Annotated in this window: 19 protein-coding genes; 10 read left to right on the top strand and 9 right to left on the bottom strand. The window is 55.1% G+C overall.

Annotated features, from left to right (window positions below):
• The first annotated feature begins 170 nt into the window (after window positions 1-170).
• The 6 genes from L888_RS0100640 to L888_RS0100615 all read left to right on the top strand — a co-directional run bounded on the left by L888_RS0100640 (window position 171) and on the right by L888_RS0100615 (window position 5,737).
• Complete coding sequence (locus L888_RS0100640) at window positions 171-1,016, top strand: MotA/TolQ/ExbB proton channel family protein (RefSeq protein WP_005844024.1); 846 nt, start codon at window positions 171-173, stop codon at window positions 1,014-1,016.
• A 30-nt stretch (window positions 1,017-1,046) separates the two neighbouring features.
• Window positions 1,047-1,673 carry an ExbD/TolR family protein gene (locus L888_RS0100635; protein ID WP_027951461.1) on the top strand — a complete coding sequence of 209 codons (627 nt, stop codon included), beginning with the start codon at window positions 1,047-1,049 and terminating at the stop codon, window positions 1,671-1,673.
• A gap of 2 nt (window positions 1,674-1,675) precedes the next feature.
• On the top strand, window positions 1,676-2,326 hold the full coding sequence (locus tag L888_RS0100630; RefSeq protein ID WP_027951460.1) for an ExbD/TolR family protein: 651 nt from the start codon (window positions 1,676-1,678) through the stop codon (window positions 2,324-2,326).
• Window positions 2,327-2,356: 30 nt separating this feature from the next.
• Window positions 2,357-3,202 carry an energy transducer TonB gene (locus L888_RS0100625; RefSeq protein ID WP_027951459.1) on the top strand — a complete coding sequence of 282 codons (846 nt, stop codon included), beginning with the start codon at window positions 2,357-2,359 and terminating at the stop codon, window positions 3,200-3,202.
• Between the two features lie 10 nt (window positions 3,203-3,212).
• Window positions 3,213-4,175 carry a PstS family phosphate ABC transporter substrate-binding protein gene (locus L888_RS0100620; RefSeq protein ID WP_027951458.1) on the top strand — a complete coding sequence of 321 codons (963 nt, stop codon included), beginning with the start codon at window positions 3,213-3,215 and terminating at the stop codon, window positions 4,173-4,175.
• A 131-nt stretch (window positions 4,176-4,306) separates the two neighbouring features.
• Window positions 4,307-5,737 (top strand): tetratricopeptide repeat protein, encoded by a 1,431-nt coding sequence (locus L888_RS0100615; protein ID WP_005844034.1) that lies wholly within the window; start codon window positions 4,307-4,309, stop codon window positions 5,735-5,737.
• A gap of 265 nt (window positions 5,738-6,002) precedes the next feature.
• Here the strand turns inward: L888_RS0100615 and L888_RS13890 are convergent, their stop codons facing one another.
• Window positions 6,003-6,173: a DUF362 domain-containing protein gene (locus L888_RS13890; protein WP_005844036.1), complete on the bottom strand. Its 171-nt coding sequence runs from the start codon at window positions 6,171-6,173 to the stop codon at window positions 6,003-6,005.
• A 224-nt stretch (window positions 6,174-6,397) separates the two neighbouring features.
• Here L888_RS13890 and porT point away from each other — a divergent pair, with 224 nt between their 5' ends.
• The gene (gene porT / locus L888_RS0100610) at window positions 6,398-7,138 is read left to right on the top strand and encodes a type IX secretion/gliding motility protein PorT/SprT (RefSeq protein WP_027951457.1); all 741 of its coding nucleotides are present in this window, start codon (window positions 6,398-6,400) and stop codon (window positions 7,136-7,138) included.
• A gap of 13 nt (window positions 7,139-7,151) precedes the next feature.
• Here the strand turns inward: porT and L888_RS0100605 are convergent, their stop codons facing one another.
• Both L888_RS0100605 and L888_RS0100600 read right to left on the bottom strand, forming a co-directional pair.
• Window positions 7,152-8,024 (bottom strand): bifunctional metallophosphatase/5'-nucleotidase, encoded by an 873-nt coding sequence (locus tag L888_RS0100605; RefSeq protein ID WP_005844040.1) that lies wholly within the window; start codon window positions 8,022-8,024, stop codon window positions 7,152-7,154.
• Entirely contained in the window at window positions 8,021-8,791 is a 771-nt protein-coding gene (locus L888_RS0100600) for a 5'-nucleotidase C-terminal domain-containing protein (RefSeq protein ID WP_005844042.1), read from the bottom strand. Before L888_RS0100600 ends, L888_RS0100605 begins: the two co-directional genes overlap by 4 nt.
• A 313-nt stretch (window positions 8,792-9,104) precedes the next feature.
• On the opposite strand from L888_RS0100600, the gene rplS reads away from it, so the two are divergent.
• Window positions 9,105-9,509: a 50S ribosomal protein L19 gene (gene rplS / locus L888_RS0100595; protein ID WP_005844044.1), complete on the top strand. Its 405-nt coding sequence runs from the start codon at window positions 9,105-9,107 to the stop codon at window positions 9,507-9,509.
• A 254-nt stretch (window positions 9,510-9,763) separates the two neighbouring features.
• On the opposite strand, the gene L888_RS0100590 is transcribed toward rplS, so the two are convergent.
• On the bottom strand, window positions 9,764-10,066 hold the full coding sequence (locus L888_RS0100590) for a hypothetical protein (RefSeq protein ID WP_005844046.1): 303 nt from the start codon (window positions 10,064-10,066) through the stop codon (window positions 9,764-9,766).
• Here L888_RS0100590 and L888_RS0100585 point away from each other — a divergent pair.
• Window positions 9,953-11,419 (top strand): phosphoribosylaminoimidazolecarboxamide formyltransferase, encoded by a 1,467-nt coding sequence (locus L888_RS0100585; RefSeq protein ID WP_262489278.1) that lies wholly within the window; start codon window positions 9,953-9,955, stop codon window positions 11,417-11,419. The two genes, L888_RS0100590 and L888_RS0100585, sit on opposite strands and share 114 nt — an antisense overlap.
• 300 nt (window positions 11,420-11,719) lie before the next feature.
• On the top strand, window positions 11,720-11,914 hold the full coding sequence (locus tag L888_RS0100580; RefSeq protein ID WP_015298365.1) for a hypothetical protein: 195 nt from the start codon (window positions 11,720-11,722) through the stop codon (window positions 11,912-11,914).
• Window positions 11,915-12,080: 166 nt separating this feature from the next.
• Here L888_RS0100580 and L888_RS0100575 read toward each other — a convergent pair whose 3' ends face one another.
• The 5 genes from L888_RS0100575 to hpt all read right to left on the bottom strand — a co-directional run bounded on the left by L888_RS0100575 (window position 12,081) and on the right by hpt (window position 16,563).
• Window positions 12,081-13,211 (bottom strand): M23 family metallopeptidase, encoded by a 1,131-nt coding sequence (locus L888_RS0100575; RefSeq protein ID WP_027951456.1) that lies wholly within the window; start codon window positions 13,209-13,211, stop codon window positions 12,081-12,083.
• A gap of 64 nt (window positions 13,212-13,275) precedes the next feature.
• Window positions 13,276-14,055 (bottom strand): peptidoglycan editing factor PgeF, encoded by a 780-nt coding sequence (gene pgeF, locus L888_RS0100570; protein ID WP_027951455.1) that lies wholly within the window; start codon window positions 14,053-14,055, stop codon window positions 13,276-13,278.
• Window positions 14,052-15,245 (bottom strand): GTPase ObgE, encoded by a 1,194-nt coding sequence (gene obgE / locus L888_RS0100565; RefSeq protein ID WP_027951454.1) that lies wholly within the window; start codon window positions 15,243-15,245, stop codon window positions 14,052-14,054. The genes pgeF and obgE overlap by 4 nt, the downstream gene beginning before the upstream one ends.
• Window positions 15,246-15,390: 145 nt before the next feature.
• Window positions 15,391-15,963, bottom strand: a complete 573-nt coding sequence (locus L888_RS0100560; RefSeq protein WP_027951453.1) for an adenylate kinase — start codon at window positions 15,961-15,963, stop codon at window positions 15,391-15,393.
• A gap of 63 nt (window positions 15,964-16,026) precedes the next feature.
• Window positions 16,027-16,563: a hypoxanthine phosphoribosyltransferase gene (gene hpt / locus L888_RS0100555; RefSeq protein WP_027951452.1), complete on the bottom strand. Its 537-nt coding sequence runs from the start codon at window positions 16,561-16,563 to the stop codon at window positions 16,027-16,029.
• Window positions 16,564-16,731 lie beyond the last annotated feature (168 nt).

Raw genomic sequence — 16,731 nt, 5'->3', positions numbered from 1 at the left:
TCGCAATAAACCAAAAGTTGCTATCTTTGCGAATGCTTAAATATCCGTTTTTCGGCCTATCACACGGGCCAGACACGAAAAAATATAGACCAAAAGACACTTTTAGACGCACATCACTAACAAAAAGCAAATAATTCATTATTTATAACTAAAAATTAAATTTCAACATTATGGCAACTACACAAAAAGCCGCAGCCCCCAAGGCTGCAAAGAAGTCGCAGGGCTTCACAGGTATCAGAGGCGCATTCTGGATCATCGTTGTATGCTTCATCGCTGCTGTATGTATCTTCAATCTCGTGCTCGGCAACGAAAGCAACTTCCAGGGAAACAACTCGGAGAACGGGCCTCTCAACATTCTGGGTACTATCTACAAGGGTGGTGTCGTGGTGCCTGTCATCCACACCCTGCTGCTTACCGTGCTCTGTCTTTCCGTTGAGCGTTGGCTGGCTCTGAAGACCGCTTTCGGCAAGGGCAGCCTCACCAAGTTCGTGGCCAACACCAAGGCTGCCTTGAAGGCCAACGATTTCGCCAAGGCTGAGGACCTCTGCAACAAGATGCAAGGCTCTGTAGCAAACGTGGTGGTCGCTTCCCTGCATGCCTACAAGGACATGGAGAGCGGTGCAAATGCCGGTCTGAAGAAGAGCCAGAAAGTGGCCAAGATTCAGCAGGCACACGAGGAGGCTACTCAGCTGGAGATGCCTACGCTGCAGATGAACCTCCCCATCATTGCTACTATCGTGACACTGGGTACACTTACCGGACTGCTCGGTACTGTGACGGGTATGATCAAGTCGTTCCAGGCTCTGGCTGCCGGTGGCGGTGGTGACTCTCTCGCTCTGTCAACTGGTATTTCCGAGGCCCTGATTAACACGGCTTTCGGTATCGCAACTTCTTGGTGCGCTGTTATCTCCTATAACTTCTTCACCAACAAGATCGACAAGCTGACATACGCACTCGACGAGGTAGGTTACTCAATTGCCCAGACTTACGAAGCTAACCACACAGACGAGGCTTAATTTTTGCTGACCCTTTAAAATATTATCACTATGGGTAAAGTAAAAATTAAGAAGAGCGACGTCTGGATCGACATGACTCCTATGTCCGACGTGATGGTGCTTCTGCTGACTTTCTTCATGCTGACGTCCACGTTCGTGAAGCAAGAGCCGGTGAAAGTAAACACGCCAGGATCCGTATCGGAGATAAAGGTGCCGGAGAAAGATGTCCTGAATGTGCTTGTCGGAAATGACGGCAAGATATTCATGAGCATGGATAAAACGACCGACGTTCAGAACGTGCTCAACGACGTGACCAGCCAGTTTGGTCTGCAGTTGAGTGCCGCAGAACAGAAGAAGTTCCTCGACGACCCCATGTGGGGTGTGCCTATGAGCGAACTCGAAAGTTATCTGAAGCTCGACAAAACACAGATGCCCGAAGCCATTAAAAAGTATGGTATTCCGACCGACTCTGTACCAGGCAAGACCGGTGCCGCCGCAATGAGCGAGTTCCAAATCTGGGTTAAGGCTGCGCATGCCGCCAACCCGGATGCCAAGATTGCCATCAAGGCCGATGAAAAGACCCCGTACAAGACCGTGAAGAAAATCATGAGTGAGCTGCAGGATATGAGCAAGAACCGTTATTATCTGATTACTCAATACAAGAAAGCGGAGGATTAAGAATGGCTAAGCAAGGAAAAAGCAAACAGAAGAAGATGGATGTCCGCGTGGACTTCACTCCGATGGTTGATATGATGATGCTTCTTATCACATTCTTCATGCTCTGCACATCGCTGGCCAAGCCCCAAACGATGGAATTGAGTATGCCGAGTAACGATAAGAACCTGCAGGATCAGGACAAGACTGTGACCAAGGAATCGTACACCATTACGATTTACTGCACGGCCGACAACCAGATCTACTATGTAGCCGGACAGATTAAGCCTGAAACGCCCGAGTGCCTGAAGAAGACCACGTGGGGCATCAAGGGCATCCGTTCCGTGCTTTACAATCACACCACCGAAGACGGAACAAATCCCGTTCAGGACGTGATGAAAGCAAAAGCTGCATTGGACAAGTTGAAAGCTGATCCCAACAAGAAGATGTCTCAAGAGGAGTACAACAAGCAACTCTCCCAGATCAAGGCCGGTGTGCTGGATGGCAAGAAGATTCAAACCATGACCGTCATCATCAAGGCTACCGACAACTCCACCTACAAGAACTTGGTGGATGCGCTTGACGAGATGCAAATCTGCAGCATCAACAAGTATGTAATCGACAAGATGAACGATCAGGACGTGGAGCTTCTCAAGAAGAACAACGTCAAGATGTAAGCATGTCTAAACGATTAAAGAGTTTAAGAAATGGCAAATATTGATTTAACAACCAATGGTTGGGTCGATCTTATCTTCGAGGGTAGGAACCAATCCTACGGAGCTTACAAGCTTCGCAGGAACACCCCAAAGAGAAATATCTACTCCATCATCGTTATAGCATTGCTGGCAGTTCTGTTCATCGGTATCTACGTTGCAAAGTCCGCATACGACCAGTACCAGCTGACTCATCAGAAAAACGAGCAAGTCACCGAACTCTCTGCCCTCAACAAGCCCGAGAAAAAGGCTGAAGTGAAGCGCAAAGACATTCAAATTCCTAAAGAGAAACAGGAAGTAGTGCAAGAGGTGAAATCCTCTATCAAATTCACTGCTCCCGTTATCAAAAAGGACAACGAGGTGAAGCCCGAGGACGAAATGAAGACGCAGGATCAGCTGATGCAGACCAACACCGCCATCGGTGCACTTGATGTTAAAGGTAACAGCGACAATGGCGCAGTGCTGCAAGTTGCTCAACGCGTGGCCGACGAACCTGTAAAACCAGACAAACCCGAAGTGGAGAACAAGGTGTTTGACGTGGTAGAGCAGATGCCTTCATTCCCTGGCGGAAATGCCGCCTTGATGAAGTATCTGGGTGACAACATCAAATATCCGGTTGTTGCCCAAGAGAACGGTGTGCAGGGCCGCGTCGTGGTATCCTTTGTGGTTGAGCGTGACGGTTCCATCACCGACGTGAAGGTTGTCCGTTCCGTAGACCCCTCTCTCGACCGTGAGGCTGTACGCGTGGTGAGTACCATGCCGAAGTGGATTCCCGGCAAGCAGAACGGTTCTGCTGTACGCGTGAAGTATAACGTGCCTGTAGCTTTCAGACTGCAGTAATCCTTTATTTATGAGCAAACTCACATCTTACATCATCGTAGGATTAACACTGACCACCGTCCTTTTCTCTTCTTGCCATAACAACAAGAAAGGAAAGGACGGGCGGACAGATACTTATTCATCAGGGGCGATTCACTTCGTCTCTGATGAAAGTTTTAGTCCCCTCATTGAGGAAGAACGCTTTGTCTTCCAAAACGACTACCCCAAGGCCAAAGTGACTCCCATCTATACCAACGAGTCGGAAGCCATCAACAGACTCCTCAATGGCAAGGCATGGCTGGCCTTTACGGCACGCGACTTCAAGCCATCCGAAATCAAAAGCCTGCAAGCTCAGAGCTACAGACCGGTGTCCCTCAAGCTCGCTTACGACGCATTGGCATTCATCGTGAACAAGGCGAACACTGACACCATTATCTCGGTCAAGAACATTGAACACATCATGACCGGCAAAGCCACCCGGTGGAGCGACCTCTTCAAAGGCTCCCAGCGCGGCACCATCACCGTGGTATTCGACAATGCCAAGTCGAGTACCGTCCATTACGTAGAAGATTCCATCCTCGGCGGCAAAGCCATCTCCAATCTGCATGTGGCCGCTGTCAACAAAACTGCCGAGGTGATCAAATACGTCGAGCAGAATCCGGGGGCCATCGGCATCATCGGCAACAACTGGCTCAACGACAAGCACGACTCCACCAACCTGACATTCAACAAAAACATCCGCGTGATGAGCGTGAGCCGTATCCATCCGGCCACGCCGACGAGCGGCCGAAAACCCTACCAGTATTACATCTATAACGGTGAGTATCCCCTCATCCGTACGGTCTACGCCCTTCTCAACGACCCTCGCCAAGGACTGCCATGGGGCTTTGCCCACTTCATCGAGGGGCCCAAGGGACAGCGTATTGTCATGAAAGCCGGACTGCTTCCCGTATTGGGCAACATCAATATCCGGGATGTTAATGTTAGTCAATAATTGAAACTATTCGCTTCCGGCATCGTCACAAGAGCAGACACTACGTCCAAGGGGCCGTGTAGTATACCCCATCCACATGGTGGCAACGAAAGAAATAGAATCAAAGGTCAAAGTTTTAAATACAAAGAATTATGAAAGCAATCAAATATGTATTGATGGGCACGCTGATGTTATCAGCTGTCCCGACGATGGCACAGCAGGACAACAAAGCCATCATTGAACAGGCCACCAAGATTATCAAGAGCAAAGGCGCCGATTACAACAATCAGGTGAAGCAGCTCTACAAGGACAACAAGAAGAATCCAGAGGTGCTTGTGGGTATCGGCAAGGCCATGCTTGCGGAGAAAGATACCGCCAACGCCCTGAAGTTCGCAGACTACGCTTTGGCCAAGGACGGCAAGTACGCCAAGGCTTTCCTGCTCAAGGGCGACATCGCCGTGATGAAAGACGATGCCGGCAGTGCTGCCGAGAACTATCAGCAAGCCAAGTACTTCGATCCAAAAGATCCTGACGGCTACTACAAGTATGCCATGATTCTGCGCGGGCGCAGCCCCGAGGAAGCCGTTGCCAACCTCGAAGAGCTCCGCACCCAGCGTCCCGACTACCCTGTCGATGCACTCTGCGGCCGTGTCTACTACATTGCACAGAAGTATGAGAACGCCGAGAAATACTACGACAAGGTGACCGACAGGAGCAAACTCGAGGACGAAGACATCACCTATTACGCCATGACCACCTGGCTGCTCGGCAAGCGCGAGAAGAGTGTAGACATCTGCAAGATGGGCCTCAGCCGCGACCCGCGCCGCTCGGGCTGGAACCGCATCGCATTTTACAGCTACACTGACCTGAAGAATACCAATGAAGCCCTCGACTATGCCGACCGTCTGTTCAACAAGAGCGACAGCGCACACTACATCGGCGAGGACTACGTGTACTACGGCACAGCCCTGCAACAGGCTGAACGCTGGGACGATGCCATCAAGGCATACGAGCAAGCCATTGAGCTCAGCAAGGACAACAGCAAGCAGGTGGCCATTATCGATAAGAACCTCTCCGACATATATCTGAAGAAAGGCGACTTCAACAATGCCGTAACCTACTTTGAGAAGTCGCTCGCCGGCAAGGACAAGAAGACCGCCGACGACTTCGACAACCTGGCTTCACTCTATACCGAGATTGCCACACAGAAGACCCAGGCAGACGATGCCGCCGGTGCCGCAGAGGCTTATCGGAAAGCCGACCAAGTGTACAGCGAGTACGTACAGGCCTATCCCAACTATCAGAACTGGTGCAACTACATGCGCGGCCAGGTGAATGCCAACCTCGACCCGGACAGCAAGCAGGGATTGGCCAGGCCTTACTACGAAGCTCTCGCCAACTCCTTAGAGACAAAGGCTGAGCGCAGCAACAGCGAGAACGCCATGCTGAAGCAGGCTTATCTCTACATGATTGTCTATAACTTCAACGTGAAGCAGGACAAGGAGAACGCCAAGGTCTATGCCAACAAGATGTTGGCCATCGACCCGGAGAACGAGATTGCCAAGCAGGTCGCTGCCATGTAGGTCAATACAACCCATATAACCTTTCAACACAGAGATGAATCCCCCACTCCCAACCATCAAGGGAGAACAGCAAGCAGGGGCACGCCGCAGTTGCGGCGTGCCCCCTTTCATTGCAGCCAGACAAGATTTTACGCACAAGCACGCTCCAAACCCGGTTCCTCACAGCATGTAGACACAAAAATCCTCACTCACGGCCTGTTGCCATAAGTGAGGATAAACTTCCAATTACCCTTTAACTATGCCCTCGGACAGAGGGCCTTGTGCCTTACTCGGGCAGACTGATTGCCTCCTGAGGACATACAGAAGCGCAGGTACCGCACTCCGTGCACTCATCGGCATTGATGGAATAGATGTCGCCCTCTGAGATTGCGCCAACAGGGCACTCGTCAATACATGTTCCACATGCTACACAGTCGTTACTAATTACGTAAGCCATAGTTCTTGTTTTTTATTGTTTATAATGTTTTTGTAAACGTATGTATCAGGCAGGCCCATCATGGAATACCTACTTTTGTACACCGCAAAGGTAGGAAAAAGATTTGGAATACCTACTAATGAGGAGCCGTTTTTTTGATATTTAAACTTAATCTAACCTGTTGCAGGGCATTCCCTCTACCCCGTTCCGGCAATAAAAAGCCGGCTGCGCCGTTATCTCCATATATGAGACGACTGCTTATCACGCTTTGCGCCCTGCTCCAGCTCGGCACCACGCTTGCACAGGAACGGACGGTTCAGAACCGTCCTTATACCGACCTGCGCCCTTTCCACTTCGGCATTCTGGTGGGCGGCCACCTGCAAGACCTTGAGTTCAACAACGTGGGGCCACAGCTTGTCACCCTCGACGACGGCTCACAGCAGCAATATCTCATCACCGCCGACCAGGACCGCTGGGACGACGGCTTCCAAGTGGGTGTGCTGGGCGAGCTCCGTCTGAGCAGCACTTTCCAGTTCCGCATGGCCCCCGCTCTCTATTTCGGCTCACGCCACATCTATTTTCACAACATGGACGCCCAGTCCAACGAGTCGCTCATCACCCGCGCGCAGACGCTCAAGACGGCCTATGTCAGTTGCTCCCTGGACCTGATTGTCGGTGCCCAGCGGTTCAACAACCACCGTCCATACGCCATGATAGGCCTCAGCCCCGCCATCAATCTCAGCGGACTGGCCGACGACTACCTCAGACTGAAACGCTACGACCTCTTCTTCGAGGCCGGCTTGGGCTGCGATTTCTACCTGCCTTTCTTCAAAATCCGACCTGAACTGAAATTCATGTTCGGGCTCACCCATGCACTCGACATCGACCACGCCAACCAACTCAAGGACAAGGCCATGATTCCCTACAGCCGGTCGGTGAATCAGGCCAAGTCCAAGATGATTGCACTGACATTCTATTTCGAGTAGTCCCCCACCCTTTCTACCGCCGGACTTTCGGGGCCGGCATCATCGTAAGCGTCATCTTGCCGATGAAGATGCCGTGCTTGCCGTTCTGGTCCACGGGAATCTCCTTGCCGTCCAGATTCTTCACATAGCGCAGCGTCTTAAAATAGGTGTGCGAATGGCCGCCTAACACCAGATCGATGCCACGCGTGCGGCTCACGAGCAGCGGGTCACCCATGCCCTGTTCTTCCCATCCCAGATGCGAAATGCAAACCACCAGGTCGCACTTCCGGCGGTGCAGCTCGTCGGCCATGCGCTGTGCCGTCTCCACCGGGTCCAGGTATTTCGTCTCGCCATAGTTCTTGCGATCCACCAGTCCGTCCAGCTCGGGCGAGAGGCCGAACACGCCAATCCTCAGGCCTTCACGCTTCAGGATGATGTAGGGCTTCACCAGTTTGTCCAGCCCGTACTGGCTAAACTGATAGTTGGCACACACGATGGGGAAGTTCAACGCCGCAAAAACGCGGGCCATGTTCTCCAGTCCGAAGTCGAATTCGTGGTTGCCTATCGTGCCGGCATCGTAGTGCATTTGGTTCATCAACCCCACTTCCACATCGCCTTTGAACAGTGTGTAGTAAGCCGATCCTTGGCAAAAGTCGCCGCTGTCGAAGAGCAACAACCCCGGTTCCCGCCGTCGTTCCTCCTCCAACATGGCGATGCGGCGCAGGAAACCCGCCCGGCCGGCCAGCATGGTATCGGCCAGATGCTCGCTCAGCGGCATGATGCAGCTGTGCGTATCGTTGGTGTGCAGCACCACCAGCCGCTTCTGCGCCCACACCATCGTGGCCACGAGGCACAGCCCCACGGCCACCATCATTCTCCGAATGCTCTGTATTCTATTGTTCCTCATGAGTTTTCCACCTTGATTCGTCCCTCAATCCTGCTGTCCACCACGATGCCTTTCCGGGTCTGTTCCCTGAAAAAGTCCATGATGAGAAAGCGCACATTGTTCTTCTCGCCCTTGGGCAGCACCACGTCTGTACCGCTCTTGAAGGCGGTCATCTGGTCGTTGCCGTGCGACAGATAGTCGAGCGTGACCACCCGATACGTCCGTGCCGGGTCTATGGGCTGCCCGTTGAGCCGGGCACTCACCAGCTTGCCACTGCGCGTGATGACCAGCTCCACACCGTGGCTCACACCCTCGCCGCCGCGTGCGGCCATCTGTCCAAAGAGCTCCGTCACCTTGTCTCCGGAGAGCGAGAGGAAGCAGATCTTATTCTCGAACGGGGCCACGTCGAGCACGTTGCCATAGGTCACCTTGCCCTGTGCAAAGGCAGCGCGGATGCCGCCCATGTTGTAAACGGCAAAGTCGGGCCGCTCCTGGAATCGCGGGCCGCACCACATCAGAATGTCGGGCAGCAGGTTCGACAGCTCGCTCTCCGGCTGGTGGGCAGCCATGTAGCGGGCCACCGTGCCCACCACCGGGCTCATGATGCTGTCCACTTGGTGGCGGTATGGAGCCAGAAAGGCCGCCGCCTGGCCGTCGGGATGCGTGTCATAGCGGCTGTCCACCACAATACGCGTCCGTGTAATGCCGCTCATCTCGTAGGGCGTATGGCAGCTGGCCACCATCAGAACCGCGGCAAGCAGCCCCATGGATAATCCTTTTTTCTTCATATAAGCTGTATTTAAATGCGTGCAAATATAAGTTTTTTCAGTGAAAAGAGCAAGTTTTCACCGTGCTTTTCGGCACCGCACGGCAGGAGAACTCACTTTTCGGCCCTCCTTCGCCACATTTTGCACCGACAGCACAGCCATGCCAAGCCGTTGTGCAGGGTGTTGGGAGCGAAACATGCGGCGTGCGACGCAGGGATGTACAAATGTTAAAAACCAAAGAAATCGGCGGCCCCATCCCTTTATTCAACCGAAAAGCCGTACCTTTGCACCGCTTTTCGGCCTAACCGCTGGTTGGAGGACGAGTCTCCAGGCCATGTTGGGTTGGAACGACAAACAATTTTTAATAATCAAAGAAATGGATTTAATTAAAGTTGCAGAGGAAGCATTTGCAACCGGCAAGCAGTTCCCTGCCTTCCGTGCAGGTGACACGGTCACTGTCGCTTACAAAATTGTCGAGGGTACCAAGGAGCGCATTCAGCTCTACCGCGGTGTGGTCATCAAGGTTAATGGCCATGGCGACAAGAAGCGCTTCACCGTTCGCAAGATGTCGGGCACCGTGGGCGTGGAGCGTATCTTCCCCATTGAGTCTCCGGCTATCGACAGCATCGAGGTGAACAAGCGTGGCAAGGTGCGTCGCGCCAAGCTGTACTATCTGCGCAAGCTCACCGGCAAGGCTGCCCGCATTCAGGAGAAGCGCACGCTGACTACCAACGCCTGACCCTGCCTCTACCCCTCCCTGCCGGGAGGGCGGCAAGCCAGCCAAGACATAAAAGGCCCGCCTCCATGACTGGAGGCGGGCCTTTTTGTCGGGCGGGCACAGCGCAGAGGCTGCGCGATTGCGGTGAAAACGCCATGCGATTGCACCGCAAACGGCGGGCGATCAGGCCGTAAACGCCGGGCGTTTACGGCGCAACGGCGAGGCCCCGACCCTATAGACGCGCGTCCGCCCCGCCATAACGGCGGGCCGACGGCTCAGGGCTTCGGCTCTCTGTCCTCGTAGTTGATGGAGGCATCGGCATCGCCGCGCAACGCCTCGTTCAGGTCGCGCCAGTCCTGAAAGCCGGCAAAGAGCGCCAGCCGGTCCAGTGTCTCGGCCGAAAGCCGCCGCCGCCCGGTAGTGAACTCCCACAACTTGCGCAGCGAAGCTGCACTCAAGTTCACATGGTGCCGGGCAAGGGCCGTCGACACCCGGTCCAAATCGGCCACCAACTGCCGGGGCTCCTGCCTCATCTTCTTCCCTATTTCTGCGAGAAGGAGTTTCAAATCGTGCTTCATTCTCTATGCTTGCTACCGAAACCGACACCCTCGCCCACGGCCCGACCGGCCCGGCGGGCTGCGGTTCCGTCTCCTTTTTCCGGCTGCAAAGTTACGAATAAATTCAGAGAGCCGGCGTCGAATCACGGAATTTTCACTACCTTTGCGGCAGGATTTCTAAACCACGCTATCATGAAAGAATACGCACTCAAGTACGGATGCAATCCGAACCAGAAGCCTGCCCGCATCTATATGGAGCAGGGGGAACTGCCCGTCACGGTCATCAACGGCCGCGCCGGCTACATCAACTTCCTCGATGCCCTGAACAGCTGGCAGCTGGTCAAGGAGCTCAAGGCTGCCACCGGACTGCCCGCCGCCGCCAGTTTCAAGCACGTATCGCCGGCCGGGGCGGCCGTGGGACTGCCCCTCAGCGACACGCTGAAGAAGATTTACTTCGTGGACGACGTAGACTTCGAGCTCACTCCCCTGGCCAATGCCTATGCCCGTGCCCGCGGTGCCGACCGCATGTGCTCGTATGGTGACTTCTGTGCGTTGAGCGACACCTGCGACGAGACCACGGCCCTGCTCATCAAGCGCGAGGTGAGCGACGGCGTCATTGCCCCCGGATACACCCCCGAGGCCCTGAAGATTCTCCGGGAAAAGCGCAAGGGCACCTACTGCGTCATCCAGGTGAATCCCGACTACGTGCCCGCCCCCATCGAGCGGAAGCAGGTGTTTGGCGTAATTTTCGAGCAGGGACGCAACGAGGTGGACCTGAACGACGCGGCCCTTTTCCAGAACATCCCTACGCAAAACAAGACGTTCACGCCCGAGGCCCTGCGCGACCTGAAGATTGCTCTCATCACTCTAAAATACACGCAGAGCAACTCCGTGTGCTACGTCAAGGACGGACAAGCCATCGGCATCGGGGCCGGACAGCAGAGCCGCATCCACTGCACGCGACTGGCGGGCAGCAAGGCCGACGAGTGGTGGATGCGCCAAAGCCCCAAGGTGCTGGCCTTGCCGTTCAAGGATAAGATTCGGCGCGCCGACCGCGACAACACCATCAACGTGTATCTTTCCGAAGAAGCCGACGATGTGCTGCGCGATGGGGCCTGGCAACAGTTCTTCACCGAGCAGCCCCAGCCCTTTACCCGCGAGGAGCAGAAAGCCTGGATTGCCCAGAACACGGGGGTGGCCCTCGGCTCGGATGCTTTCTTCCCCTTCGGCGACAACATTGAGCGCGCCCACAAGAGTGGCGTGGAATACATCGCGCAGGCCGGCGGCAGCATCCGCGACGACCATGTGATCGACACCTGTGACAAGTATGGCATCGCCATGGCTTTCACGGGCGTGAGGCTGTTCCACCATTGAGCAATTCAAAATTCAGAATTCAAAATTCAAAATTTGGCCCTCCGGGGCACCTTGGGCTGTAGCTCTTTTGAACCGATGTACTCTGGATTTTGAATCAAAGGAGTACTGTCAAAGCGAACACCGCACAGCCAATTTTGAATCTCGGGCTATATCTGTAGAGACAAGAAAACCAAAGGGAAGAAAAACGATGCGACCAATTTTGAATTTTGAATCCTGAATTTTGAATTGAGCTTCACGGAGTGAAGCAAACACCGCGCAGCCAATTTTGAATTATGAATTTTGAATTTTGAATTAAAAAACATGGATGATTTCGACAAGATTCTCGAGGGCGGTATCACCTTCAAGGGCGCACCCAAAGACGGGCCCAAGGATGAAAAGGTGAAAACCAAGGCCAAAAAGAAGAAATATATCACCGGGGCCCATGGCTCCGGATCGGCCATGCAGAAAGCCAAGTACCGAAAACAGCGGGCCAACCGCAAGTCGCAGAAAAAATAAAAAACAGCGACAGCAGACAGCTGCAAGCCAAGAAAGAGGAATAAAAACGCTTCCGACAGACGGCTGCAAGCCACAGAAGAGAAACAAAAAACGGCTACAGCAAACAGCTGCAAGCCAAAAAGAGGAATAAAAGTCTGCTTCGGCAGACCACCGCGGACGGGCAGCGTCAGTTCTTTTTGGAACTCACGCTGCCCTTGCTACCAAGTACCAGCATGGTGGCCTGTAGCTTCTTCTTCGCATGATCGAAGAGCACGGCGGGATTGAGCCGGCGGCCTTTGAACTTCACCTCGAAGTGCAGGTGCTCGGTGGTGGCGCGGCCGGTACGGCCGGTGAGCCCAATGACCTGCCCGGCTTTCACCTTGTCGCCCGCCTTGACCAGGTTCTTGCTCTGGTGGCTGTAGAGTGTCTCGAAACCGTAGGCATGGCGAATGGTGATGCAGTTGCCATAGCCGGCAAAGGGCCCAGAGCGCACCACCACCCCGTCGAACGCAGCCAGAACGTTGTCGTTAGGGCGTGTCTTGATGTCCACGCCCGAGTGATGGCGCGCGCCGCCGTAGGGACTGATGACATGACTGCCCGGCAGAGGGTAGGCCCAGCGGTCTTTGCCGATGGCCTCCAAGTCGAGCTTGAACGTGGCGCTCTTCAGGAACGGGTCTTCCTCCACCTCGTCGGGATCCAGACTGATGCTCTTGCACTTTTCCGCCTTCACCACCGTCACCTCCACGCGGTTACCCGCCTTGCGGCACTGCACAACGGCACGACGCAGCCGGTGGCTGCCGGGATCGAGAATGATGGACGGGTTGATCCAGCCACCGTTGACCATGAGGGCAAACAGACAGTACACTTTCTCATCGGTGCCGCCCACGATAGCCACCGTCTGGCCGGCGCGGACGCGCTGCCCCACCTTGACCAGATTCTGCGCATTATAGCCGTAGACCGTCTCCAGTCCGTTGTCGTGACGGATGACGACCACATTGCCATACTGCGGAGTCTTACGCGACATGCGCACCACGCCACCGAACATCGCTTTCACGGCATCGCCCTTGGCGGTGACGATTTCCAGTGCCTGACCGTTCACCACTGCGGCCTTGCCCACAGGCAACGGAAAGGCATACTCATTGTCCTTGAGGATATTAAAATCTATGGTAAACGCCTGGCTGCGCTCAAAAAGCCGCGGCGTGACGACACTGATTTGCTGTTGCTCGGCTGCGGTGAACGCAGCCGACTGCTGCGCCAAGGCCTCGGAGCCCATGGCAAGAAAGAGGGAGGTCAGGAGTAGGTTTCGTAAATGTATCATTGTGAAAGGGGTTTAGGTCATGGCAAATATGTCTTGGGATGTAGGCTGTACGGGGCGTTGCGCCTCAGTGCAGGACGATGCCGGTGTAGATGCGTCCCGAAGCCGTACCCAGCCGGCGGGCCGAGAAATAATCGTCCACCCGGTCGTAGGTGCAGATGCCGCTCATCGTGATGTGTTCGGCATGCAGTCCGGCCTGTTCCAGTTGCAGCCGGTTGCAGAGCGGCAGGTCGATGTGCCACTTGTCTTGTCTGCGGGCAATGCGCGCCATGTCGTGGCCGGCCTGTGCAAAAGCGTCGTAAACTTCCTGCCCCACCTCGAAGCGGGCCAGCGAAATGCCGGGGCCAATGACGGCCATGAGGTCTTGCGGCTGCGTGTGGTAGGCCTCGTTCATCCGGCCCACCGCCCGTGCCACAATGCGCTGCACGGTGCCCCGCCAGCCGGCGTGGATGGCAGCCGCCGCATGATGGGCGCGGTCATAGAGCAACACGGGGATGCAGTCGGCCGTGGAAACGCCGATGCAGGTGCCGCGGCAGTTGGTGAGTAGCGCGTCGGCCCCCTCCAAAACAGCGGTTCGCGCCTCGGCCGACAGACCGAAAAGCGACTCGTCCACAACCCTGCACACCGTGCCGTGCACCTGATGGGGAACCACCAGCCGCGACTCGGCTACACCCAGCGACTCGGCCAGCAAGCGGCGGTTGGCCGCCACATGCTCGGGCGCGTCGCCGCAGTAGGGGTTGATATTCATCCGCCCGTAGGCTCCCCGGCTGTAGCCCTCGCGCCTTGTGGTCGAGAAAGCCGTGGCCGCGGGGCTGGCCAAATCATACCTGGTCAGCACGGGACTCATCGCTCCTCCTCCGGGTCGTACACCTCGTAGGCGTCGGAATCGTCAACGTCTTCCAGCTCGTCCTCGTCCAGATATTCGATGTCTTCCTCGTCGGCCCCCTCGTCGTGCAGCTCGGTTTGGAAGCTCGACATGTCCTTGTCGCGGTGCACCAGCGTGTCCTCCGAGGTGATGTTTTGCAGTTTGTTGCTCGCGCTGTTCAGTTCGCGCCAGAGCGTATCCTTGAGTTCGTCGAGTCCGTAGCCCGATACCGCGGATATGAACACCACGGGCAGGTCGGTGGGCAAAGTCTCGCGGAGCATCTCGATAAGCTCTTCATCGAGCAGGTCGCTCTTGGTAACGGCCAGCACGCGGTGCTTGTCGGCCAGCTCAGGATTGAACTCCCGCAACTCGTTGAGCAGCACCTCGTAGTCGTGTTTGATGTCGTGCACGGCCTCATCGGTGTCGCCCGGCACCATGAAGAGCAGCAGCGAGTTGCGCTCAATGTGGCGCAAGAAGCGCAGACCCAGGCCCCGGCCGCCGCTGGCTCCCTCGATGATGCCCGGAATATCGGCCATGACAAACGACTTGCCGTCGCGATAACTCACGATGCCGAGCGAGGGTTCGAGTGTGGTGAAAGGGTAGTTGGCTATCTTGGGACGCGCACTCGACAGGGCCGAGAGCAGCGTAGACTTGCCGGCATTGGGGAAGCCCACGAGGCCGACATCGGCCAGAAGCTTCAGCTCCAGTATGACCGTCATCTCCTGCATGGGCTCTCCGGGCTGGGCAAAACGGGGTGCCTGGCGCGTGGCCGTGCGGAATTGGAAATTGCCCAAACCGCCGCGACCGCCCTTGAGCAGCACCACTTCCTGCCCGTCGTAGGTAACATCGCAGACATACTTGCCCGTCTCGGCATTGTAGACCACCGTTCCGCAGGGCACGTCGATGTAGGCGTTCTTGCCGTCGGTGCCGTGGCACTTGTCGCGGCCGCCGTTGCCACCGTGCTCCGCAAAGACGTGCTTCTGGTACTTCAGGTGGAGCAGCGTCCAGTAGTTGTGGTTGCCACGCAGGATGATGTCGCCGCCATGACCGCCGTCGCCACCGTCGGGACCGCCATTGGGCTGGTACTTCACATGGCGCAGGTGCATGGAGCCGCGCCCGCCTTTGCCCGAGCGGCACACGATCTTTACGTAGTCTACGAAGTTGCTTTCCATTCTGTTTTAACTTTGATTTTTGATTTTTGAACTTTGAACTTGATGAAGACGCGGCTGCCAAAGGGCTGCCTACTGATAATGGATGGCTGGTTTTCCGTAGATGTCACGTTGTCAATGTTCAAAGCTCAATGTTCAAATCGAAGCCTTACAGGGCTTCGATGACAGCACTGATGTCGCCAAAAATACGGTCGAGCTCGCCCAGGCCGTCGATGTGATGGTGGATGCCCTCCCGGCGGTACCACTCGATGAGCGGAGCCGTCTGGCTGTGATACACGCCCAAGCGCTTCTTGATGGTCTCCTCGTTGTCGTCGCTGCGACCGCTCTGTTGACCGCGCAACACAAGCCGTTTCATCAGTTCCTCCTCAGGAACGTCGAGCTCTATCATGGCCGACACTTGGTGGCCACGCTCGGAAAGCATCTGCTTCAAGGCTTCGGCCTGCGGAATTGTACGGGGGAAACCGTCGAAGATGACACCCTTGTGCTCCTTGCCGAAACTGTCGTAAACGCTGGCCAGAATGCTGACCATCAGCTCATCGGGAATCAGCTGGCCGTTGTCGATATAGCCTTTGGCCGTCTTGCCCAGCTCCGTGCCATTCTTCATCTCGCTGCGCAACACGTCGCCCGTGGAAATATGCTCCAATCCAAACTTAGCGATCATCTTGTCGCTCTGTGTGCCCTTGCCTGAGCCCGGGGCACCGAAAATTACAATATTCTTCATTATCCTTATATAAAACTTGTCTTTCCTCTCGGTGAAGACGGAGAATAGGAGGCTTCGCGCCCGCTACTCCACCACCGCATAGATGTCGCGCAGGTTGCGTCCCTGCTGGTCATAATCCAGTCCATAGCCCACGATGAAGTCGTTGGGAATCTCCATCGCCACGTATTCGATGTTGAGTGGAACCTGCAACTTGCCCGGCTTGAGCAGCAGCGTACAGATGTGCAACGACTCGGGACCGCGTGTGCCCAGCGTCTCGAGCATGCGCTTCATGGTGTTGCCCGTGTCGACAATGTCCTCCACGATAACCACCGTACGGTCTTTCAGGTCTTCGTTGATGCCAATCACCTCCTTGACTTTGCCCGTGGACACCGTGCCTTGATAAGAAGCCAGCTTGACGAATGAAATCTCACAGGGAATGGTGATGTACCGCATCAGGTCGGCAGCAAACATGAAAGAGCCGTTCAGCACGGCCAAGAGCAAGGGATTCTTGCCGTTCAGGTCGTGATTGATTTTCTCTGCAACCGCCTTGACGCACCGCTGAATTTCCGACTCGGGAATAAACGTCCTGAACGTCTTGTCCTTGATTTGAACTGTACTCATGGTAAAAACTTTTAATGTAAGCTATGGAAGGGTGTCGTCTGTTCGTTTTTGCAAAATTACGAAAAAGGAACGAAAACGGGCAGACGGCCTCGCATAAATTAAGTAAAATTGCAAAAAACGCTATGCGTCAAACGCTTTATCCAATCTTTTGTTTATCTTTGCAGTGTT

Source organism: Hallella seregens ATCC 51272 (assembly GCF_000518545.1).
GTDB classification, from domain to species: Bacteria; Bacteroidota; Bacteroidia; order Bacteroidales; family Bacteroidaceae; genus Prevotella; species Prevotella seregens.
This window is presented reverse-complemented; position numbering and strand designations above follow the sequence as displayed.